The following is a 22193-nucleotide window of genomic DNA, read 5'->3' as shown; positions in this document are numbered from 1 at the left end:
CCGCTGAGCTTACATTTCAGCGTGGTCCTGCGGCAATTCCGCAAATCGAATTTCAATTTTAAACAGATCACCGTCGGCGCTGACCTCAATCTGCCCCTTCATCAAAGTCACGAAAGTTTCCGCAATCGCCAGTCCCAGTCCGGAGCCCTCGGTGGAGCGGGATACATCGCCGCGGACAAACCGTTCGGTCAGAGAACCGGGATCAAATTTCAGCTCGTAATTCGCAATATTTTTAAAACTGATGCAAATCTGATCATCCATGCGTTCAATCTGGATGTAAACGCGGGTATTTTCCATCGAATATTTGATCGCGTTGGTAATCAGATTGTCAAAAACATTATACAATCGTCCGCCGTCGGCCAGAATATAGCCCGGCGTGTCCAGATACTGAATCTTGAACTCCAAGGAACTGGCCTCGATCTTTTCGTCCAGCTCAGCCAGCGTCTGCATCAGCAGTCCGTTGATTTCCAGCCTGCGCAGATCCATCTGCAGGTTGCCGCTGGCGGCTTTGGAGATCTCAAACAGATCCTGGATCAGATTCTTCAGCCGCACGCTTTTCTGCGTGATGATCCGCACGTAATCCCGCGCGTATTCCGGCTGGATTTCCGCTTTCGTCAACAGATCGGAGTAGTTGATCAGCGAGGTGATCGGCGTCTTTAAATCATGCGATACATTCGTGATCAATTCAATTTTCAGCTTTTCGCTCTTAAGCTGCTCCTCCACCTGATGACTGACGCCTTCGCGGATCTTTTCAAGATTATCGCTGACCGGCTGCAGCAGACTGCCTTCGCTCAATTCAAAGCTTTCGTTGAGCCGGCCGCGGCGAATATTTTCCACCTGCTGCGCCAGCGTCGCAGAGTCCTGCATGAATGTCATCATCCGCCGGATATAGAGAAACAAAACAAGAAATGCCGCCGCAAAGATCAAGACGAACACCAGAATGCCGATAAAGCCTAAGAAGGAAGAAAACATCATCGTCCATAAAATAAACGCGCAGACGACCTCGAACACCACTAAAAGCAGAAATTCTGTCAGCCATTTTTTCTGATAGCCATAGGGGCCGCTGATCAGCCTGACAGTCTTCATCGCAGAATTCAGGATATTATGATGGAAAGGTTTCAGGCCATGGAAATGCAGCTCGTTGACTAAAACATAGAATTCCCAGAACGTCACCGTAGCCGATAACGGCAGCGGCAGCCACAAAGAAAGCATCATCACTGTCAGCACCAGCACCAGGCCCAGCTTTACTTCAATCCAGAAATTCGCGGTAAACTGCGCCAGCCCCTCGTTAAAGGCTGTAATTGCCGTCCGCTTGAACACGCCGTAGGCCAGCGTGATAAAAAACAGGCACAAGGAAGAATAGAAGCAGATCTTGAGATTATTCATGGATTCCTGAAAATAAGTATAGCTGTAATACATCGGCGTGTTGTAAGCAAGCTGATCGGGAATCACCAACGCCAGCCGCTCGACTTTTTCCTGCGAATACAGCTTGAGCAGACTGACCGCTGTTTCCGCGGTTTCCCGCGTAATCGTCTTCTGATCGATCAGAAAGTAGCCGCCGCGGTAGGTGATCTGCGGCGTTTCGCCCTGCTGCCAGGTCAGCGTCAGCATGCCTTTGCCGCCATACTGTTGTAAAAACTGATCGTAAGTCAGCTTCAGATCATCTTCGCTGTTGAAATAAATCTCTTTCTGCTCGACAACATAATGCAGATTGTAGTACAGGTCTTCCTGCACTTCCATGGCCAGCGGCGTTTCATCATAAAGCAGCTGCGCCAGATCCTGCAGGCTCTGCTGGATCATCTGTTTGGGATACAGGGCCTGCTTGCCCTGCGCGGAATACAGCGTTTCCACCGTCAGCGACGAGGTGAACAACAGCCCCGTCAGCAGCACGAAAAAAAGCAGGAACGCCAGAAACCCGCTAGTTTTTCTCGATCTTGTATCCAATCCCCCACACCACCTTTATATACCGGGGATTCTTCGGATCGATCTCAATTTTTTCCCGAATCCGCCGGATGTGCACCGCGACCGTGTTCTCACTCTGGAAGCTGGTTTCATTCCACACTCGTTCATAGATCTCGTCGATCGAGAACACCCGGTTGAGATTCGTCAAGAACAGCTCCAGGATTCGATATTCGATCGGCGTCACCTTGACCGGTTCGCCTTCCAGCGTGACCGTCTTGGCTTCCAGATCAATGCTCAGACCGCCGACCTCGATCACCGTTCCGGTTTCCGCCGTCGCCCCCAACTGCATGTAGCGGCGCAGCTGCGATTTGACGCGGGCGATCATTTCCAGCGGATTAAATGGTTTTGTGATATAATCGTCAGCCCCGATGTTCAAGCCCAGCACCTTATCCATGTCCTCTGACTTGGCAGACAGGATAATGATCGGAATGTTGGAGGTTTCCCGAATATGCATGATCGCCTGAATGCCATCCATCTTCGGCATCATCACGTCCATCAGAATGCAGTGGATCTTCTGTTGATTCAGGATTTCCAGGGCTTCCATGCCATTATAGGCTTTAAAAATTTCATAGCCTTCGCTCTTCAGATAAATTTCAATCGCGTCGGCAATTTCATGATCATCGTCCACAACTAAGATTTTATAGTTTTCCATCAGTCCTATCCTCCCCGCTTTTCTCTTTTATAACCTTACCAGACAAATCTTAAGCGTTTCCATTGTTTTCCTTACAGTTTTCTTACAAATCCCCATTTAACAGGGCTTTGCGCACTTCATAGTCCGGCATGTGATGCAAAATAACCGCGTAAAACCGCTGCGAATGGTTCGGCACGATCAAATGCGCGTATTCATGCCACAGCACGGCATCAACGCAGGCCAGCGGATAATGAATCAGCTTCAGATTCAGCGTAATCTTGGATTTAGCCGGAATGCAGCTGCCCCAACGGCTTGTCATGCGCCGGTAGTGGATCGAAGGCTGCGCGAGATGATAATCGGCGATCACCTGATCCCAGCGCGGCCGCAGCTGTCCAATTTCGGCCTCCAGACTGGTTTTGGCAAACTGATCGAAGGCCCGCCGCTTTGTTTCCGGCTGCGAATCCGGACCATAGAGAACCAGCCGCTCCGATTGCAGGCGGGGTTTGCCTTTGCCGATCACCCACTGCAGCTGTACCGGCCGGCCATATACCGCCAGACTCCCGTCAGCCGAGGATTCCGCCTGTCTGGCCTGCCGCTGGGCAAGCTTTTCGGCATGCGCCGCAATCCAGCTGCGCTTCGTTTCGATAAACCGCAGGATTTCCGCCGTCGAACAGGCGTAAGGCGCGCTGACAAGCAATTCGTCCGGCGTTTTCAAGCGCAGGATTAAATTGCGGATCGGTTTGCGCTGAATCGTCAGCCGCAGCGTTTTCCCATTGATATTCAAGCTTTCCATGAGCCGCACTCCTTTAGAGGTTTTATTATAGCATAAAACCGGAAACAACGAAACGGCGCCCTGCCGGACGCCGTCGTCTTTTTGTCTGCCTAATTCTCCCCAAAGCCCGCGCGATGCGTTATTCAAACATCTCCGGGCCATTTTATCAGGTGATAGAACAGTTGTCAGTCGCTGATTTTAAAATCGCCGCTGATCGTCTTCACGGCGATTTGCGCATGCCCGTCGCCGGCTCTCAGCTGGCGGCCCTGCCGCTGCAGCGGTAAGCCGATATGCTGGCCAAGATCGCCGGAGATCGTTGAGAAGCTGCATAGAAAACCGGTTGTGCGCGGCAGCTTTAAATGAATGTCGCCGCTGATCGTATCGAGCTTCAGACTCTCGGCTTCTTCAATCGACAAGTCCAGATCGCCGCTTTTGCTTTCCGCCAGCATCGCCTGGAAGCAGCCCTGAACCTTTAGATCGCCGGAAGTCGTGCGGAACTTGCCCAGCTTCCCTTCCGCCTGAGCGATGTCAAGATCGCCGCTGACAGATGCCACCTGGACTAATTCGCCGCGCACTGCCGCCTGGATATCACCGGAGGTCGACGTAAGCTGAACCGCTTCGGCGTCCAAGGCGCGGATTTCAATATCCCCGCTCTGTGTGACGACCGCAAGCTTACCGCAGCTTATCGCTTCCCTCAGGCGGATATCGCCGCTCATCCCGGTGATTTTAATGTCCAGGCACGCAGCCGGCAGCGTGACGTCCAGCCGCAGATGCTCGCCCGCCCCGGCCCGCAGCCAGCTGTTCTGCAAGCGATGCACATGAATATGATAAATATCGCCTTCCTGAAAGGTATCCAAACGATAATTATGCACCCGCAGTGGATTGCGGCTGTCATAGAACTCGACCAGCACCTCACTGCCATTTCCCTGTCTGAGCGTAATATCGGCGCTGTCCGCCTCAATGACAACCGCAGACAATGAGCTGGCGTCCGGCTGAGCTTCCGTCTGCGACTGATGATGCGGCCGGGTGTTCAATTCGCTGATCAGTTCCGCAGGATCACCCAGTTCCGCGCTGATTTCCTCTTCACTCCGTCCCTCGCTCAGCCCCTGATCAAAATGATCGGCAAAATCCTGAAGAATTTCCTTCGCCGTCGTTTCGTCAACAGCCTCCAGATCCATCTGCAGCCGTTCCATGTATTCTTTTCTGTTCATGCTTCTCCTTTCCGGATGAGTTCATCCACTAAACGTACAAATTCACGCCATTCGCCTTGTAACTGTTGTTCGTGGGACCGGCCTTTTTCCGTCAGCCGGTAATACTTGCGGGCTGGACCTTCTGCAGATTCCACCAGATAGGTCTCCACATCGCCGTCGTCTTTCAGCCGCTTTAGAATTAAATACAACGTTCCGGCCGCGACCGTCATTTTCTGCGAGATTGCTTCTGTCAGCTCATAGCCATATTGATCATCCTGCGCTAACAAGGACAACACACACATTTCCAGCACGCCTTTCTTAAACTGAGCGTTCATCCAATCCCTCCTTCTAACAAGATCATATCACTAGCTATTCTATATTGCAATATACTATTCATTAAAATTTTAAAAAATTGTAAGGCAATTTGCGATTTTCCGCAATATTTATAGTAGGAGGATTTTATCTATGAAGAAAAAAATCGCAACGACCCTCGCAGTTTCTGCCGCAGCTCTTATCCTCATTCTCAGCGGGATTTTATTATTCCGGCAGGAGCTGGCCCGACGTCTGTCTTTGGTTTCTGTTCCCGTCAGCGTCTCAACCCTGCCGCCTCGTCATTTGATCGCGGCGGACGATCTGATCTGGATTGACGTGCCTTCCGCTTACCTGCAAGCTGACGTTTTATGCCGGGAAGAAGAGCTTGTCGGTTCCTGGACACGGCTTGAGGGCACAATTCCGGCCGGTTCTTTGTTCTATCGGGAAATGGTTGAAACGCCGGCAGCGATGGCAGATTTCAGCGTAACTTTATTGAACGAAGGTCAGGCGGTCTTCCCTTTGACCATAGCGGTCAGCGAGATCAGCGGCCAGTTGATGCAGCCGGGACAGAAGGTCGATCTATACGTCTATGGACAATGGCCAGAAGGTCAGGAAATGATGGACTGCCTGCTGCGTGGGGTACGCGTTCTGGAGCTGCAGAACCGCAATGGCGAACGAATCACTCAGGCAGACGACACGCTGCCTTCAACGGTGTTGTTAGCTGTTGATCAAGCTTATCTCACTGCCTTGTCCATCGCGGAGAAAAAAGGACGAATCGAGTTATATTTAACCGCCGGCAGTTATGCGGAATCTGAATGTCAGTTAGTTGAGGACAGCGAGGTGCTTCGCTGGCTAAAAAACGAGCGTTAAACTTTTGATCGCGCTCTTCTTCTTTTTTTGAAATTTATGCTTTACAAATTCCGCCATCTAGGGTAAAATAGTATTCGCTGATGGCGGTCGTGGTGAAGTTGGTTAACACTCTGGATTGTGGCTCCAGCATTCGCGAGTTCGAGTCTCGTCGATCGCCCCATTAATAGTTCGCACAGGACATCTGGATTCAGGTGTCCTTTTTCTTAAAATGATGAATTTATCCAGAGGCCAGGCAATTTTAAAGATTTGTCTAATAAATCCAAAAGAACCGGGGAAACTTAGAAAAGTCTTTCCCAGTCGGGGAATGTCTTATGGTATAATTGTAAAGCACGAGGTGAAAAAGATGCCAAAAATAGCAGTGATGACGGATTCGTCCGCCGATATTAATACCCAACAAGCAGAACAGATGAAATTGACCGTCATGCGGTTTCCTTTAATGATTGATGGTCAGGAATACATTGAAGAAATGGAAATTAAAACGCCGGAATTCATTCGCCGGATGGAACAGGGGGCGATCGTCAAGACCTCCCAGGCGCATTTGGGAAAATTAATTCAACAGTGGAGTGACTTATTAAAAGAATATGATGAAATTCTCTACATTCCGCTTTCCTCGGGTTTAAGTGGTTCCTTTCAATCCGCCCTAACCGCTTCGGCCGCTTTTGATGGACGGGTAACCGTCGTTGACGCCCGTTTTGCCTGTTATCCTCTCGCCTGGCTTTGTCAATGGGCGCTGGAACAGGTTGAAGCCGGCCGCAGCTGCGATGAAATCAAAAACAAAATCGAAGAAGAAGCTGATCTGTGGGCAGCACTGATTCCGGAAAAGCTGGAGTATCTGAAACGGGGCGGACGAATTTCCGCAGCCGCCGCGGCGTTGGGCAATCTTCTGAAAATTGTTCCAATCCTCAAGGTGGAACACGGCAGTATCGACGTACTTGGCAAAGTTCGTACAGTAAAGAAAGCCTATCAAGTCGGATTGGACGCAATCGCAGAAGTCGCGGATCCCACTGAGTATGAATGGATGATCGTTGAAGCTGATATGAAAGAAGAAGCTGAGGAATTGAAACGGCAGATGGAAGAGCGAATTGGACAGCCAGTCACTATTCACGCGATGGGTCCCATCATCATGGCTCATACCGGGCCGCGGACATTAGGTTACGGACGCGTTAAAAAATTGAAATTCTAAGCCGGAGCGATCCGGTTTTTTTATTTTCTTACCAGATATAAAAAATCAGGACTATCGTACTCCGTGAACCCCGTCTATTCACTCCCTAAAAACGCCCATTCTCTCCCAAACGCCTGACAACATTGGAGCTGTTGGATTGAAACAAAAACAAGAGCCTAGCTTTTGATCTTACTTCAATGTCTATTCGCTCCCTAAAAACGCCCATTCGCTCCAAAACACTTGACAACACTAAAGCTGTTGGATTGAAACAAAAACAAGAGCCAAGCTTTTGATCTTACTTCAATGTCTATTCGCTCCCTAAAAACACCCATTCGCTCCAAAACACTTGACAACACTGAAGCTGTTTGATTGAAATAAATACAAGAGTCGAGCTTTTGATCTTACTTCAATGTCTATTCGCTCCCTAAAAACACCCATTCGCTCCAAAACACTTGACAACACTAAAGCTGTTGGATTGAAATAAATACAAGAGTCGAGCTTTTGATCTTACTTCAAAGTCTATTCGCTCCCTAAAAACACCCATTCGCTCCCAAATCAGTCCAATTATCCAGAAAATCAAAAAAACAGCTGTCCGTTGTTCTTGAATTGCGAACAAACAGACAGCTGTTTCATTATGCCTTAATGTTAATCGTGTTGCCGTCCGGTCCCGGCGTTGTCGTCAAATACTCAACGATCTTTGCGCGGGCATCCGGTTTGCTTGGCTTACAAGCCGAAGCCGTAGCGACCTCGCCGGCCACCATCGCTTCCGCCATGCCGGAGCATCCGGCAAAGCCGCAGCTTCCGCAGTTATAGCCTGGAAGCATTGCCGTTACTTTTTCAACGCGTTCGTCGACTTCCACTTTGAACACGTTGGAGGCAATCCCCAGAATCAAACCGAGAACGGCGCCGACCACAAACATCATGATAATTGCTGTAATCATTCTTTATTCTCTCCTTTTGATTGTTTCAGTACGGGGTTATGAGCGCAGGAAGTAATCTTGCAGCCCTCACACTCCGCCGTCAGATCCTCGCATCCTTCAGGTACTGGCGTTTTACTATTCAGATAGTAGAACAAGCCGAACAACGCTCCCAGTCCGATTAAGACCAGGATTGCGATGACCATGGATTAAACCAGTCCGGCAAAGCCGCTGAACGCCAGCGCCATCAGCGCCGCAACGATCAGAGCGATCGGATTGCCCTTGAAGGAAACCGGGGTGTCCGCCGCGTCCAGGCGTTCCCGGATCGTGGAGAAGATGTAGAGAACCAACGTGAAGCCGATTGGGATGCCCAGAGAATACACCAGCATTTCAGGGAATGTAAAGCCCTGCTTGATGTTATCCAGCGCAACGCCCAGAACGGCGCAGTTCGTTGTGATCAGCGGCAGATAGATCCCCAGCGACTTATATAAAGCCGGAGAGAACTTCTTGATGAACATTTCAACAAACTGAACAAAAGAAGCGATGATCAGAATGAATGACAACAGATCCATATATTCCAGAGAATTCGGTTCCAGAACCAGCTTATACAGACCATAGGTCAGGATTGAAGCGCCGAAGATAACAAACGTAACCGCCGCACCCATGCCGATCGCTGAACTTTTATTCTTGGAAACGCCTAAGAATGGGCAGACACCCAGAAACTGCGACAGGATGACGTTGTTAATCAGCACTGCCGAAATAAACAAAGTAAATAAGTTAGCCATCGTTATTTAGCCTCCTTTTTCGCAGCCTTCGCCGCCTGTGCGTTTTTATACGCTGTCAATGCCGCCGCTAAGACCGCAAAGGTCAGGAATGCGCCGGTCGGCGAACCGAACATCGAAATCGTGAAGCTTTCCGGAATCAGACGAACTTCAAAAATCAACTGGTTCGTAAACGGATTGGTAAAGTTGATTAATCCCGTCGCAATAATCTGACGGATTAAGGACATGACGACCAACGCGCAGGTATAGCCTAAGCCCATGCCTAAACCATCCAATGCGGAATCCAGAACGCCGTTCTTGCTCGCAAAGGCTTCCGCCCGGCCTAAGATAATGCAGTTAACGACGATCAGCGGCAAAAACAGTCCTAACGCCGCGTCGATCGAAGACGCATACGCTTTGATCAACAGTTCAATACTCTTAACCAGCGCCGCAATAACGACGATGTAGACCGGAATCCGGATCTCATCCGGAATAATCTTGCGCATCATCGAAATGATGACGTTGGATAAAATCAAAACGATAATAACGGAAACGCCCATGCCGATGGCATTGTTGAGCGATGTGGTGATGGCCAGCGTGGAGCAGCATCCCAGATACAGCCCGAATACTGGATTTTCGCGGATGAAACCCGCTGTAAAATTCTCTTTACGATTCATTGTTCATCCACCTCATTTCTGGCTGGCCGCGAACGCTGCGCGGACCGCTTCAATCGCGGAATTGCTCGTGAAGGTGGCGCCCGACTTGACGTCAACCTTGGCAATTTCATCCTCCGACTTCAAACCGGCAAATCCCGCCAGATATTCGTCGTTGACCGCGTCGCCAATTCCGGTCGTATCGTTAAAGCTTGTCATTTTAACGCTGACGACTTCCTGCTTGTCAGTATCAATGACGATTTCATATTCGTTATCGCCCTGGAAGCCTTTCGCCGTCGCAGTATAAGTCTTTAATGCGCCGTCTTCCGATGTCAGAACCGCGGCATCATCGCTGTCATCGCCAGCGACCGGCTGATCCGCCGCATCCTGATTGTCCGCTGCGAAAACCGCGTTCCAGGCAGCCTTGACGGCATCAATAGCCGAATTGCTCGTATACGTTGCGCCCGACTTTACGTCGATGCCGCCGATCGCGTCTTCGCTGTTCAGTCCGGCAAACCCGGTCAGATACTCATCGTTGACCGCATCGCCGACGCCCGGCGTATCGTTGAACGCCGTCATCGCAACGCTGACGATTTCCTGCTTTTCGGAATCAAGCACAACAGTATAGGTATTGTTGCCCTGGAAGCCCTTGGCTTCAACGGTAACCGTAACCTGGCTGCCGTCGGCCTTCTGATCCAGAACTGTCGCTGTGGAAGCCGGTGTTTCCGGTTCCTTAGATGCTTCTGGCGTTGCCGGGGTGCTTGGCGCAGGAGCTGCGTTGCCGGTTAATGAAGCATAGACAGCCTTGGCGGCATCTAAGCCCTTGACAACCGCCGTGGAGGAAATCGTCGCGCCGGACAGCGTGTCGATCTGATCACCGGTGGTCTTGCCAATGACGGTATTTCTGAAATCATCTTCCGCAACGCGGCTGCCGATGCCGGAAGTTTCCGCAATCGCAATCACATCGTAGCCGACGATCTTGGAATCGTTGTCAATGCCCAGTACAAATTTAATCGTGTCTTTAAAGCCGGAAGTTTCGACCTGGAACATATAGCCCTGGCCTTCCGCCTGATAGACGCCGGTGACTAATCCGGAGTCATCCGTGTAATCTGTTACTTCCGTATAGGTTGTGCCCGGGAATACTTTTTCCAGGCTGCCCATCACTTCAGCCAAAGCATTGGCATTGATTTTCGCCGCGGTGACTTCGTTGACTGCCGCCAGCAGGCCGCCGGCCAATGCGCTGACAATGGCTAAGAAACAGGCCAGATACAAAGCTTTTTTCATTTCTGACCTCCTTAATTACCGGCGTTCAATGCCTGAATAATGGCATTTTTCGCCGATTTGCTGGTATAGCTCGCGCCGGAAACATTATCCACCGCGTTGACGTCGTCTTCGCTCTTCGCGCCGACAAACTGGCTCAGGTAATCGTCATTGACGCCGTCGCCGATACCCGGAGTATCGTTGAACTCCGTCATCTTGACGCTGACAACCTCGCCCTTGGCCGTGTCGATGACGACCTCAAACTGATTGTCGCCCTGGAATCCATGCTGCGTGACGTTGTACGTCGTTTCCGTACCGTTGGTCGCGCCTGCTTCCGCAGAACCCGCGGCAACTGGTTTGATCGTGCTGCCGACCAACAGCGTAATCGCCAGACCCGCAACAAACAGGATCGCCAGGTTGCGGATGTTCTTAGATTTCATTTTGATCTGCTGGCCGTCGGTCAGACTTTCGATCAGCGGTGTCAGCATATTCATGATCAGGATCGAGTACATGACACCTTCCGGCAGATTGGAACGCAGCCGCAGAACGATCGTGATGACCGCACAGCCGACCGCAAACATAATCCGGCCTGCAGCGCTGGTCGGGTTGGTGACCGGATCGGTCATCATGAAGACCGCGCCGAACATGGCGCCGCCGGTTAACAGATGGAACAGAGCATAGCTGATCGGCGCACCGTGCATCAGGCCGACGCCGGCTGCCAGAACAAACAACGTAATCAGGTAAGTAGCCGGAACGCGCCAGTCAATGACCTTGCGGATCGCCAGGATCACGCCGACAACCAGGATCACCAGTGCGCTTGTCTCGCCGATAGCGCCCGGATACAGACCGACAAACATGTTTCCCAAACCGCCAAACGGCTTCAGGAAGCTGCTCATGCCTTCCGCGGAATTGATAATCCAGTTCTGCGCCGCCATCGAAGACGTCGGTGTCGCGCCGGTCACAATATCGGCCGCCGCCGCGCCCGCAAAGGAGGCGAAAATCGTCGCACGGCCTACGGCCGCCGGGTTGAAGATATTCTGTCCGAAGCCGCCGAAGACCAGCTTGCCGAAGAAGATCGCGATCACTGTCGCGACCGCTAAGGCATAGTATTCAATCGACAGCGGGCACATCATCGTCAAGATGATCGCCGTCACCCACGGATAAGAATTTTTCAGACTGTTCAGGATGTCCTTCTTCGTAAAGACACACCACAGGATCTCCGTGCCGCAGGCGCTGACGATCGCCGTGATCATCAACAGAATTGCCCGCAAGCCGTAAGACGCTGAAAAATTGGTAAAATAATAATACAGTGAAAATGCAAATACCGCCAACAGCCCCAAGGTCAGCTCGCCCATGATCCGGCCGGTGCTCTGACCATCACGATAGTTCGGGGACGGTTTAAAATTAAATTTCATACAAACTCCCCTCCTTATTTCTTAGCGCGCAGAGCCATGTAGCGCTTCGCTCTCCGGACGCCTTCAGTGACGTCGATTTTCGACGGGCACACAAAGCTGCACATGCCGCATTCGATACATTCCATGATGCTCAGCTTTTCCAGCATCGCAACGTTCTTGGACTTTTCCGCCTGGTTGATCCGGACCGGCTGCAATCCCGCCGGGCAGTGATCCGAGCAGCGTCCGCAGCGCAGACAGGCCACCTGATTGACCGGTTTGTTCTTCAGTACAGTTAACGCGTTGCTGTACGGCGTGATGACGAACTGATCGGTCGTGATCGTTTTGCCCATCATCGGACCGCCCGCGATCAGCAGCACATCTTCCCCGCTGTAACCGCCGCAGGCCGCGATCACATCCGCCGCCTTGACGCCGACCGGCACCAGAACATTGGCCGGCGTGTTGATGCCGTCGCCGCTGACCGTCACATATTTGTGCGTGATCGGCATGCCCTTGGTCAGCGCCTGACCGAATGCAATCGCCGTCGTCGCGTTGTTGACGATGACGCCGACTTCGCCCGGCAGCTTTTCATAACGCTTCTTGGTGATTTCATAGACCAGCGTGCGTTCCCAGCCCATCGGATAAACGTCCGGAACTTCCTTGACGTTGATGTTGCTGTAATCCTTGAACGCTTCGACAACTGTCGGGATAAAGTCCTTCTTCGTCGTCTTGATCGCAATCGCCGCTTCCTTAGCGCCCGACATTTTCAGCATCGCCGCCACGCCGGTGACCAGATCCTGCATGTTCATGCTGGAATTCTTGTAATCCGCCGTGATGTACGGTTCGCATTCGACGGCGTTGATGATCAGCAGATCAATGCCCTTGCAGCCTCTGTACTTGACATAGCTTGGAAAACCCGCGCCGCCGCAGCCGACGATGCCGGCGTTCATCATGAAGGAAACCAGTTCCTCCTGCGTTGCCGTTTGATAGTTCAATGTGCCGAATGGCTGTTCTGTTTCGTTTTTGCCATCATTTTCAATGACAAGATGATCGACCGGACGCAAGCCAGCATGCATCATTTTCTGGATGCCTTTGACTGTGCCGGATACAGATGAAAAGTAAGGAACTGTAAAATGATCATTCCGCTTGGCGATCATCGTTCCGACTTTTACTCTGTCACCTTCCTTAACCAACACTTCAACTGCCGTTGAATTACCGTTAATTAAAGGAATGTATACAAGGCTGCCCGCTTCAACCTTGACAAGCTCGGTATGACTTGTAAGCTCTTTGTGACCGTCCAGATGCTTGCGCATCGGTCCCGTTAATAGTGACATTCCGTCCACCTCTTCCTTTCCTCAAATACCGAAAGCCTCTGGCAAACACAAAAAATCGACGGTGATCGATTTTTTCATTATCCGCCTTTCGCTTCGGAGCTATTATAGCATTATCGCTATTAATTTTAAACGTTTTTTCCACATCTATTTAGATAAATTTCAAGTTTTTTCACCCTGGATTCGTTTTGAAAATGTTTCCTTTGGGTAGTATCGCCCGACGATTTATGCTAGAATCTTCACGGGTGATTCAAATGAATAAAAAAGCAATGTCGCTGGCGCTGGCCGGCCTGCTGATGCTGGGCGGCTGTCAAAGCAAGCCGAAGGAGCCGGAGCTGACGCGTTATTCCAATATGGCGCTGGACGCCGGCTTCGACACGGTGATGACGTTAACCGGATTTACTGAAAACGAAGAACAGTTCAATCAGTATTTCGCTGAAATGAAGCAGCTGTTTCTCCACTACAACGCATTGTTTGACGTCTATAACGATTACGACGGATTAAACAACATCAAGACGATCAACGACAACGCCGGGATCGAACCGGTCAGCGTCGATCCGGAAATTATCGAGCTGCTCAAGACGGCAAAAGAATTTTATGATTTATCCAACGGCGAGTTTGACGTCACGATGGGCGCGGTACTCAAGATCTGGCATACTTATCGCGAGGAAGGCATCGCGTTAAACAACGAAGGCCAGCTGGGCAAAGTGCCGCCGCTTGCCGAATTGGAGAGCGCAAAAGCGTGCACCGGCTGGGATAAAGTGGAAATCGACGAGATCGCCGGCACGGTCTATCTGAATCAGAGCTGCGCTTCCTTAGACGTCGGCGGAATCGCCAAGGGCTTCGCGGCCGGCAAGGTCCAGCAGAAGCTGATCGAAGCGGGGCTGGTTCACGGCACGGTCGACGCCGGCGGCAACATCTGCACGATCAACGACAAGCCCGGCGGTCAGCAATGGCGCGTCGGCATCCGCAATCCATCCGGCAACGGCTCGCTGGCGGTCGTCACGCTGCCCGGCTCCGCGGCGTTTGTCTCCAGCGGCGACTACGAACGTTTCTACGGTGCCGAGGACGGCAAGCTCTATCATCACATCATCGACCCGCAGACGCTGTTTCCGGCGACCTATTACCATCAGGTCACGATCGTCACGGAAAATTCCGGCTACGCCGACGCGCTGTCGACGGCGCTGTTCACAATGAGCTATGACGACGGTCTGGCTCTGATCGACCGCTTCCGCCAGACCTATCCCGATCAGCCAATCGAGGTCATGTGGGTCATGGATCCCGACCAGGTTCCTTCGGGCGTCAACAGCGTCATGTCGGGCGAATATGCCGTTGTCATGACGGATTCGATGAAAGATTATCTCGCGCAATAAACATTTTTGTCCTTACGATAGGATCCGGTCTTCCTGAGGAAGCCGGATTTTTATTTTCTTCCGCGCTGGAATTTTAGTCATTCCCGTTGATTTGTCCGTTTTTTTCCCGGCTCTTTTTGTGTAAACTAAAACTCTGGAAAATCTGAACTGAAGGAAAGAGGGAACACCATGAAAACGAAGAAATCGAAGCCGGCGGTTTCCCCGCTGGCCTACAAGCTGATTCTCAGCGCGGGAATCGCCCTGCTTCTCATCAGCATTCATTATTCTTATTTTTCACCGGCCGGTTATGGCGACTGGATGCTGGGCGCGCTGGCGGCGTTAATCAACAGTCTGATCTGGGGACTGCGGGCGCCCTGGGACAAGCTTGCCGGTCAACTGTGCACGCTGCTGTACTTCCTGTATATTGCCGGCCAGAGCTTATATTACCGCTTATTCGGTCAGTACATTTTCTTATCGACCGCCATCGGCCTGCGCAGCGAGGCCACGCAAAATCTCGGGGCCGGTTTCAGCGCCGTGCTGCCGCAGGACTGGCAGTTTCTGATCGCCCTGATCCTGATCTTTCTGCTTTTAACAACGCTGAAGCCGCAGCCAGCACCGGACGGAAAGCGACGGATGAAATTTTTTTTGGGCGCTTTCATCTGGCTGGGTTTGAGCATGGCATGCAGCCTTGTGTTTTACGGCAAGCTCAACGCTGAGGAAGCCGACAAATTTTACTACACTTATTCTGATCAATACCTATACGAACACGTCAGTTCTCCCCGCCAATTTGTTGAGCTGTTCGGCCCTGAAGCATTCTTCCTGCGTGATCTGAAGCTCAACCAGCTCGAGCCGCTGCGCTTCCGTTCGCAAAAGCGTCAGGCACAGGAAGAAATTGCGGCTTATCTCCAATCCGCTCCGGCCCAGCCCAACGCGCAAACGGGCTTGTTCAAAGGCAAAAATCTGATTTTCTTTGAAGCGGAGTCGCTGACTCAGGCGGTCATTGATCCCCTTCTGACGCCGACGCTCTATCAGCTCCAGCAAAAGGGCTATAACTTTGTGAATTACACTGCGCCCCTGCTTCAAGGCTCAACCAGCGACGCGGACTTCATGCTGAACCTCAGTTTGATGCCCAACAACGAAGGCGTGATCGCGATGCAGCAATACGCGGACAACACCTATCCGGTTTCCCTGGCGAAAGGATTGGCCAGCCAGGGCTATTCCGCCATCGCCGCGCATAACGGAACGAAGGAATTTTACAACCGCGATCAATTCTATGCGCAGATCGGCTATGAAGATTTCTGGGATCTGGGCGTTTTGGGGCCGGAATATGGCACCTCCGACGCCGTATGCATGGAAATTATCGAGTGGATGATCGACGATTCGCAGCCGTTTTTCCTCTACGACATCACTTACAGCGGCCATCAGGGCTATGAACAATCCGATTTAACGGATCACAATGCCGAAACTGCCCGGGAATACGCCGCCAGCTATGCAAAGGTCAGCCAGCGCTATCCGCAGCTGGACGAACAGGTCAAAGTTTATCTCGCCAAAAGCATGAGTCTGGATCTGGCCGTCGCCTCCGTGATCGATCATTTTCAGCAGAAAGGCACGCTTGATCAGCTCGTCATCGCGGTTGCCGGCGATCACCGGGCCAAAGGTTTTTCCGAAACGGTCATCGAACAGACCGCAAAACAGCTGGCTACTCACGGCTCGCTGGAAGAGGTGCCGTTCTTCGTGTGGTCACCTTTGATAGAAGGTCAGACGATTGAAAAACCCGGCACCGATATCGACGTCCTGCCAACCTTATTTAATCTCTTTGCGATTGACGTTCAGCCGGAACTGATCATGGGACATGATTTCTTTGATCCCCGCTATCCGGGATATGCCGACGACGACCGCCAGATTCTGACCAACAATTACCGTTATGACAAGCAAACCCGAGAATTCAGCGATCTGAACATTCCGCTGCAGCAGGCGATGGAAGAAAACGAACATTGGCTGCGAATTCACGAAATCGCCAATTTGATTTTAAAATATGATTATTTCGCAGAATAGCTTGGGCTTCAGCCCAGCGGCGATGATCGGTCTGCGCTGTTTCAGACCGTTTGTCAATGGAAAAAAATCCGTTCTGTTCTATGCAGCCTGAAAATCATGCCTGCGCATAAAAAAAAGTGAAACCTTTCGGCATTCACTTTTTTATTCTTTATTTGTGCTGCTTTGCTGATTTCTTTCATCAAACTGAGAAATCGAGAAAGTCCCAGACTTAGTTCTTGCCCAGCAGGCGGAACATGTTTTTCTTATAGACTTCGACGCCCGGCTGATTGAACGGATTGACGTTGAGAAGATAAACGCTGACGGCGCAGGCTTTGAAGAAGAAGTAGCACATATAGCCGAAGGTTTCTTCCTTCATGTCCGGCATCGTGATGATCAGATTCGGCACATTGCCGGTGACTTCATGCGCTTCCAGCGTGCCCTGGCATGCCATCTTATTGACCCAGTCCAGGCTTTTGCCGGCCAGATAGTTCATGTTATCCAGATTTTCCCCGTCGCTTGGGAACGTGCCGTCCAGCGTCGGAGTCTCCACTAACAGCAGCGTTTCATAAAGCATTTTCTTGCCTTCCTGAATAAACTGGCCTAACGAATGCAGGTCGGTCGAGAACGTCGCGCTGCATGGCAGAATGCCCTTGCCTTCCTTGCCTTCGGATTCGCCGAACAGCTGCTTCCACCACTCGGCGATCATCGCCATCTGCGGTTCATAGGTGACCAACATTTCCGCATCCTTGCCCTGATTCTCCAGAATCCGGCGGGCAACGGCGTACTGATACGCCGGATTGACATGCAGATCCGGGTTCTTCAGATCTTCATACGCCTGGGCAAAGCCCTTCATGACCGCGTCGATATCAATCCCCGCCAGCGCCATCGGCAGTAAGCCGACCGCTGTCAAAACGGAATAGCGGCCGCCGATATCGTCCGGAATGACAAACGTTTCGTAGCCTTCCTTATCCGCCAGTTCTTTCAGAGTGCCGCGCGCCTTGTCGGTCGTCGCCAGAATCCGCTTCCGGCATTCTTCCTTGGAATATTTCTTTTCCATCAACTGCTTCAGCATTCTGAACGCCATCGCCGTTTCGGTCGTCGTGCCGGATTTGGAAATGACGTTAAGAACGATTTCCTTATCCTGAATATACGCTTCCACCTGCTTGAAATACGTGCTGGAGAACGTATTGCCGATGAAGATGACTTCCGGTCTGGCCTGACAATACAGCCCGCGCATCATCTCAATCGCTGCCCGCGCGCCCAGATATGAGCCGCCGATGCCGCATACCAGCAGCACGTCGCACTGGCCTTCCAGCCGTTTGGCCGCCGCCTTGATTCTTTCAAATTCTTCATGGTCATAGCTGTTCGGCCATTCGACCCAGCCGACGAAATCGTTGCCCGCGCCGCTCTTTTCATGCAGCTGGGTATGTGCCAGCGTTACCGCTTGTTGATAATCGAAAATGTTTTCCTGCAGATGCGCATGCGAAGTGTCAAATTTGATCATACTGTTTCTCCTTTATTTGCTTCCTCGATCCAGCGGTCCAGGTTTTCGGCCAGCGACCGGAATCCAATTTTCATGACTGGCAGACGACTGGCCTTCCCCCGCCCGCGTTCCTTGCGGAATGCCGTGGGATGCAGCGCTTTTAAGGACAGCCGCGCCTGATGCGTAGACTTGTCAAAATCAATAATTTTAACCTTCACGCGATCATGGACATGAACGAAATGATTAACGTCCTTAACGAAGCCCTCCGAGATTTCCGAGATGTGAATCAGTCCTGACGTTTCCTCATCCAGACTGACAAACGCCCCATAAGGCTGAATCCCGGTGATCGTTCCCTCCACGATTTGTCCGATTCGATACTGCATAGACGCCTCCAATCTTTTTTTATTATATCACCTCCTTGCGTTTTTGTGATATACTAATTCTCGAGGTGAGCACCATGCTTCAACAGATGTATCCGTTCTGGGCTGCGATTGTAGCCAATTTAACAGCGCAGCTGCTTAAGCCCGTTATCCGCTACATACGAACCCGGGATTGGGACTGGCATCTCGCCTTGGAAAGCGGCGGTTTTCCCAGCTCGCATACCTCGACGGTAGCGGCGCTGACGCTGGCCGTCGGGATCACGGATAATTTTTCGTCGACGTTATTTGCCGTCACGCTGATGTTTTCGCTGATCGTCGCTTACGACGCCGCCAACGTCCGTTATTATGCCGGACAGAACATCCGGATTACGCAGCAGCTGATCAAGGATATCCAGATTCTGACGCAGACCCGTCTGGACGATCCGATTTATCTGACCAAGGTCAAGGAAGTGCTGGGACACAAATGGATTGAAGTCTTCGGCGGGATTATCCTCGGCTTAATCATCGCCGGGCTGATGTATTTTATAAGATAAGGTGATAAATTATGGAAACCATGGAAACTCAAGTTAAAAATGTTATTGAAAAGATCCGTCCGTATATTCAGCGCGACGGCGGCGACGTGGAATTCGTCAGTCTGGAAGACGGCATTGTCACCGTTAAAATGCTGGGCGCCTGTTCCGAATGTCTGTCGTTAGACGCGACGCTGAAGGATGGGATCGAAGCGATTCTTCTCGATGAAGTTCCCGGCGTAACGGAAGTCCACATGGCGCCTTCCGAGCCGTTGTTCTTCTAATTGCAGCGATACAGGCAAAAAACCGCAGATGCGGTTTTTTTATTGGCTTCTCCCCTTCAAGATATCCCTGACGTTTAACGAATCAGGCAAGCTGGCCGACCATCAGCTGCGGAATCTGCCCCTGCACAATTTGCATAACCAGCGGAATCTTAACTTCAATCTGTTGGGGATCGAGCAGAAACGGGCTGATCACCAACATCTCCACGCTGATCTTCAAGTCGATTTCCAACAGGGTGCTGTTGATGCCATAGGCCGTGGACACGGCGTCGATCTGCCCAACCAGACTGTTGACGGCACGCATCCGGATGTCAATCGAAGGTCCGACGTTTGCCAGCAGCACCGATCCGGTCAGCATCCCGACCGGCAGAGAATAAATGATGCCCTTATCGTAATAAACAAGATGGGTGTGCGGGTCCGTTTCCCCTTCTTCCGCAGCATTCAGCGATTCCTGAGCGGCGTCCAGCGACAGGCTCATCAATTCATTCATCCGCTGCGTATCATAAACGATATCCGTAATGTTGCCCTGCCCATCCCGCTGTACCCGGATCAGATCTTCCGTTTTCAAATTCAGCGAATCGACCGCCCGCTTAATCACGGACGAGGCTGCATTGCGGACTTCACTGGCAGCGACTTTCTCAACATGCGGCTTAAGCAGCGCGTTGATCTGACTGAGCGTCCGGTTGCCCAGCCAAACCAGCGCCGCGGCGATCACGACGAGCGCCAGCCAGCGCCGGTTCCTATCCCGTTTCCGTTTTTTCATGCATCACCTTCAGCAGCGCTTCCTTCCCGCTCATTCCTATATATATTCCCAAGCGGGCGGCGGTTGACGTCATCGCTGTAATTTTTCCGTTTAACAGTCCGTCTTTTCCCGGTTTCAGCACCTGAAAGGCTGCGATTTGTTTTGTTTCCAGAACGTTCAGGTCCCAGCTTTCATCAACCAGCACCGCCTTTGTACAGACGATCATCCGACAGGTCCAGCGCGGCAGAAACAGCGTGATATCCATGAACCGATACGCCTCGATTTCCAATGTTTTTAACTCGATCATAGCCCAGCCTCCTCCCCTATCAGTATAGAGAAAGATTGAAATTTGGTGCGTTCCTTTTTTCGAAGCGGCAGAGGAAAAGCGAGGTGCTTCAGCCTGGCCATTCCCGATCGAATTTCGAAAAGAAAAACGACGAAACCAGGGCCACCCCGCCCCCCTCACTGTGAAAAATCAGGCATCCAGCCGCGAATTCAGGACTTTAACAAATTCCCGCCGCCTTTATCGCTGATAATCGTCTTGACTCATCCCCTCACTTTCAGACTCGCAATGATGCGTACATCCAAATAACGCTGATTGGGAAAACAGAAAATCTGCGGATCAATGTTTTTTGGAAGCGCTGAACTTGGAATTTTAAAACACAGTGTTGAAGATTGAATCTCTGTTCAAAGGGAATTTTTTATTTTTTCCGACTTCCCTGCGCTCTTGCCGCACAACGGATAGGTTTCCGTAAAAATTCAGCTGATGATTTCACAATCGTTCAGTCCGTTTTCGCCATTTTCTTCTTCACTGAATTCGTAATCGTTGATCGACGAACAATCAAGAAATTCTGAAATGGTCATACTCAAACCGTTAGCCAGCCGATGCATCGTCTGCAATCCCGGACTTTTTGTGTGGCAATGCACAATGTTCTGAATCGTGGACATACTGACCCCGGAGATTTTGGATAATTCATACAATGAAACATCCCCGCGTTTGTGACATACGTCAAAAATCCGCTGTGAAATGAACTCCGCATATTTATCCTCGCTCATGTTTTTCACCTTCTTTTTGTCATAATAACAGGATGAGTTTCCAATTACTGCCATATTCGGTTATAACTCGTTGATTCTGAATTCAGGTTTTTCAGGCATTTTCGCTCCTTTTGCCCCGTGATTCAGCGTCGCTGAAACCTTGCTTTTTTCATCTATTTGTACCGGGCATAAAAAAAGTGAACTGGCTTCGGGATTTCCCGTATTCATGTTCACTTTGATTTCCGGTTATAAACGGATTCCGATTTTTGTCAGATTTGAACGATGTTAATAATTCTTAACTTCCTGTTCAAAATAAGCCTGCGGATGAAAGCAGACCGGACAGACCTTCGGCGCCTGCTGAGTGGTGACCGTATATCCGCAGTTGCGGCATTTCCAGACGATCGGTTCCGCTTTTGCAAAGACTGTTTTGTTTTCCACGTTGCCCAATAACGCCAGATACCGCTCCTCATGTCCTTTTTCAATTTTGGCGATCTCGCTCATCAGCCGGGCGATTTCGGTAAACCCTTCCTGTTTCGCGGTTTCAGCGAATTCCCTGTACATTTCCGTCCATTCGTAGTTTTCTCCATTGGCCGCATCCTTCAGATTGATCGGCGTCTCCTGGATCTTGCCGCCATGCAAAAACTTATACCACAGCTTGGCATGGGCGTTTTCATTCGCTGAGGTTTCCTCAAAAATGCCCGCGATCTGACCATAGCCATCCTTGCGTGCCTGATCGGCGTAATACGCGTACTTTACCCGCGCCTGACTTTCTCCGGCAAACGCCGTCCATAAATTTTGTTCTGTTTTTGATCCTTTTAATTCCATGTTACCATTTCTCCTTTCCGGCATGGATCGCAATTTCCGCACGAATCATCTGCCGCAGCAGCACCGCTTGTCTTAACGCCAGATCGAATGTCTGAATACAGCCGGGATCCAGCTGATCGGCGATGCCTTTTTCTGCTAAGCGCACCTGATGCTCAGCGACGGCCGCCAATTCCGTAAGCAGACTGTTGGTCAAATGGCTGCGGGTGATCTTTTCCGTTTCCTCATGAGGCAGCGTGCGGAAGCGCGAAGCGTCCGCATGACATTTCGGACAATCGTCCCGAATGAATTCCGAGTCCAGAATCAAGCCGCAGACCTCGCATTTTTTTAACATAAGCTTCCT

25 protein-coding genes and 1 tRNA gene are annotated in these 22193 nt (G+C 51.1%); 7 read left to right on the top strand and 19 right to left on the bottom strand.

Going from position 1 to position 22193, the window contains the following annotated elements:
* Positions 1 to 9 precede the first annotated feature (9 nt).
* From I2G61_RS00920 to I2G61_RS00900, 5 genes are all read right to left on the bottom strand, one after another.
* A complete protein-coding gene (locus I2G61_RS00920) occupies positions 10 to 1944 on the bottom strand; it encodes a sensor histidine kinase KdpD (RefSeq protein ID WP_072684073.1) in 1935 nt (644 codons plus the stop codon).
* Complete coding sequence (locus tag I2G61_RS00915; RefSeq protein ID WP_072684072.1) at positions 1919 to 2614, bottom strand: response regulator transcription factor; 696 nt, start codon at positions 2612 to 2614, stop codon at positions 1919 to 1921. Before I2G61_RS00915 ends, I2G61_RS00920 begins: the two co-directional genes overlap by 26 nt.
* Positions 2615 to 2696: 82 nt before the next feature.
* On the bottom strand, positions 2697 to 3386 hold the full coding sequence (locus I2G61_RS00910) for a M48 family metallopeptidase (protein WP_072684071.1): 690 nt from the start codon (positions 3384 to 3386) through the stop codon (positions 2697 to 2699).
* A gap of 164 nt (positions 3387 to 3550) precedes the next feature.
* On the bottom strand, positions 3551 to 4576 hold the full coding sequence (locus tag I2G61_RS00905) for a DUF4097 family beta strand repeat-containing protein (RefSeq protein WP_072684070.1): 1026 nt from the start codon (positions 4574 to 4576) through the stop codon (positions 3551 to 3553).
* A complete protein-coding gene (locus I2G61_RS00900; RefSeq protein ID WP_072684069.1) occupies positions 4573 to 4890 on the bottom strand; it encodes a PadR family transcriptional regulator in 318 nt (105 codons plus the stop codon). Before I2G61_RS00900 ends, I2G61_RS00905 begins: the two co-directional genes overlap by 4 nt.
* Positions 4891 to 5020: 130 nt before the next feature.
* Here I2G61_RS00900 and I2G61_RS00895 point away from each other — a divergent pair, with 130 nt between their 5' ends.
* The 3 genes from I2G61_RS00895 (at position 5021) to I2G61_RS00885 (ending at position 6920) form a co-directional block, all read left to right on the top strand.
* Positions 5021 to 5737: an RcpC/CpaB family pilus assembly protein gene (locus I2G61_RS00895; RefSeq protein ID WP_072684068.1), complete on the top strand. Its 717-nt coding sequence runs from the start codon at positions 5021 to 5023 to the stop codon at positions 5735 to 5737.
* 83 nt (positions 5738 to 5820) lie between these two features.
* Positions 5821 to 5897: transfer RNA gene (locus I2G61_RS00890), tRNA-His, on the top strand.
* 183 nt (positions 5898 to 6080) lie between these two features.
* The gene (locus tag I2G61_RS00885; RefSeq protein WP_072684001.1) at positions 6081 to 6920 is read left to right on the top strand and encodes a DegV family protein; all 840 of its coding nucleotides are present in this window, start codon (positions 6081 to 6083) and stop codon (positions 6918 to 6920) included.
* A gap of 611 nt (positions 6921 to 7531) precedes the next feature.
* Here I2G61_RS00885 and I2G61_RS00880 read toward each other — a convergent pair.
* The 7 genes from I2G61_RS00880 to I2G61_RS00850 are packed head-to-tail and all read right to left on the bottom strand — an operon-like array spanning position 7532 to position 13215.
* The gene (locus I2G61_RS00880; RefSeq protein ID WP_072684000.1) at positions 7532 to 7840 is read right to left on the bottom strand and encodes an RnfABCDGE type electron transport complex subunit B; all 309 of its coding nucleotides are present in this window, start codon (positions 7838 to 7840) and stop codon (positions 7532 to 7534) included.
* Positions 7837 to 8022 carry a hypothetical protein gene (locus I2G61_RS00875; protein ID WP_072683999.1) on the bottom strand — a complete coding sequence of 62 codons (186 nt, stop codon included), beginning with the start codon at positions 8020 to 8022 and terminating at the stop codon, positions 7837 to 7839. Before I2G61_RS00875 ends, I2G61_RS00880 begins: the two co-directional genes overlap by 4 nt.
* Before the next feature lie 3 nt (positions 8023 to 8025).
* Entirely contained in the window at positions 8026 to 8607 is a 582-nt protein-coding gene (locus tag I2G61_RS00870) for an electron transport complex protein RnfA (RefSeq protein WP_139248583.1), read from the bottom strand.
* A complete protein-coding gene (gene rsxE, locus I2G61_RS00865) occupies positions 8604 to 9254 on the bottom strand; it encodes an electron transport complex subunit RsxE (protein ID WP_072683998.1) in 651 nt (216 codons plus the stop codon). The genes I2G61_RS00870 and rsxE overlap by 4 nt, the downstream gene beginning before the upstream one ends.
* 12 nt (positions 9255 to 9266) lie before the next feature.
* A complete protein-coding gene (locus I2G61_RS00860; protein ID WP_072683997.1) occupies positions 9267 to 10514 on the bottom strand; it encodes an FMN-binding protein in 1248 nt (415 codons plus the stop codon).
* An 11-nt stretch (positions 10515 to 10525) separates the two neighbouring features.
* Positions 10526 to 11905: an RnfABCDGE type electron transport complex subunit D gene (locus I2G61_RS00855; RefSeq protein WP_072683996.1), complete on the bottom strand. Its 1380-nt coding sequence runs from the start codon at positions 11903 to 11905 to the stop codon at positions 10526 to 10528.
* A 14-nt stretch (positions 11906 to 11919) separates the two neighbouring features.
* The gene (locus tag I2G61_RS00850) at positions 11920 to 13215 is read right to left on the bottom strand and encodes an RnfABCDGE type electron transport complex subunit C (RefSeq protein ID WP_072683995.1); all 1296 of its coding nucleotides are present in this window, start codon (positions 13213 to 13215) and stop codon (positions 11920 to 11922) included.
* Positions 13216 to 13466: 251 nt separating this feature from the next.
* On the opposite strand from I2G61_RS00850, the gene I2G61_RS00845 reads away from it, so the two are divergent.
* Both I2G61_RS00845 and I2G61_RS00840 read left to right on the top strand, forming a co-directional pair.
* On the top strand, positions 13467 to 14585 hold the full coding sequence (locus I2G61_RS00845) for an FAD:protein FMN transferase (protein ID WP_229100625.1): 1119 nt from the start codon (positions 13467 to 13469) through the stop codon (positions 14583 to 14585).
* Between the two features lie 168 nt (positions 14586 to 14753).
* A complete protein-coding gene (locus tag I2G61_RS00840) occupies positions 14754 to 16619 on the top strand; it encodes an LTA synthase family protein (protein ID WP_072683993.1) in 1866 nt (621 codons plus the stop codon).
* Positions 16620 to 16827: 208 nt separating this feature from the next.
* Here I2G61_RS00840 and I2G61_RS00835 read toward each other — a convergent pair whose 3' ends face one another.
* Together I2G61_RS00835 and I2G61_RS00830 are read right to left on the bottom strand one after the other, a co-directional pair.
* Positions 16828 to 18102 (bottom strand): glucose-6-phosphate isomerase, encoded by a 1275-nt coding sequence (locus tag I2G61_RS00835; protein WP_072683992.1) that lies wholly within the window; start codon positions 18100 to 18102, stop codon positions 16828 to 16830.
* Positions 18099 to 18464 (bottom strand): CvfD/Ygs/GSP13 family RNA-binding post-transcriptional regulator, encoded by a 366-nt coding sequence (locus tag I2G61_RS00830; protein ID WP_020223945.1) that lies wholly within the window; start codon positions 18462 to 18464, stop codon positions 18099 to 18101. The genes I2G61_RS00835 and I2G61_RS00830 overlap by 4 nt, the downstream gene beginning before the upstream one ends.
* A gap of 74 nt (positions 18465 to 18538) precedes the next feature.
* Here I2G61_RS00830 and I2G61_RS00825 point away from each other — a divergent pair, with 74 nt between their 5' ends.
* Together I2G61_RS00825 and I2G61_RS00820 are read left to right on the top strand one after the other, a co-directional pair.
* Positions 18539 to 18994, top strand: a complete 456-nt coding sequence (locus tag I2G61_RS00825) for a divergent PAP2 family protein (protein ID WP_006058768.1) — start codon at positions 18539 to 18541, stop codon at positions 18992 to 18994.
* An 11-nt stretch (positions 18995 to 19005) separates the two neighbouring features.
* Entirely contained in the window at positions 19006 to 19254 is a 249-nt protein-coding gene (locus I2G61_RS00820; protein WP_072683991.1) for a NifU family protein, read from the top strand.
* Between the two features lie 82 nt (positions 19255 to 19336).
* Here I2G61_RS00820 and yunB read toward each other — a convergent pair whose 3' ends face one another.
* The 5 genes from yunB to I2G61_RS00795 all read right to left on the bottom strand — a co-directional run bounded on the left by yunB (position 19337) and on the right by I2G61_RS00795 (position 22184).
* Complete coding sequence (yunB, locus tag I2G61_RS00815; protein ID WP_072683990.1) at positions 19337 to 20014, bottom strand: sporulation protein YunB; 678 nt, start codon at positions 20012 to 20014, stop codon at positions 19337 to 19339.
* The gene (locus I2G61_RS00810) at positions 19992 to 20300 is read right to left on the bottom strand and encodes a DUF1805 domain-containing protein (protein WP_072683989.1); all 309 of its coding nucleotides are present in this window, start codon (positions 20298 to 20300) and stop codon (positions 19992 to 19994) included. Before I2G61_RS00810 ends, yunB begins: the two co-directional genes overlap by 23 nt.
* Before the next feature lie 452 nt (positions 20301 to 20752).
* Complete coding sequence (locus I2G61_RS00805) at positions 20753 to 21049, bottom strand: helix-turn-helix domain-containing protein (protein ID WP_072683988.1); 297 nt, start codon at positions 21047 to 21049, stop codon at positions 20753 to 20755.
* Positions 21050 to 21313: 264 nt separating this feature from the next.
* A complete protein-coding gene (gene rbr / locus I2G61_RS00800) occupies positions 21314 to 21853 on the bottom strand; it encodes a rubrerythrin (RefSeq protein ID WP_072683987.1) in 540 nt (179 codons plus the stop codon).
* Between the two features lies 1 nt (position 21854).
* Complete coding sequence (locus I2G61_RS00795) at positions 21855 to 22184, bottom strand: rubredoxin-like domain-containing protein (RefSeq protein WP_072683986.1); 330 nt, start codon at positions 22182 to 22184, stop codon at positions 21855 to 21857.
* Between the last annotated feature and the right edge of the window lie 9 nt (positions 22185 to 22193).

This window comes from Holdemania sp. 1001095H_141210_F2, assembly GCF_015558105.1.
Lineage (GTDB): Bacteria > Bacillota_I > Bacilli_A > Erysipelotrichales > Erysipelotrichaceae > Holdemania.
Note: the sequence above shows the minus strand (reverse complement) of the source record. Positions and strands in the feature narration are given on the sequence as shown.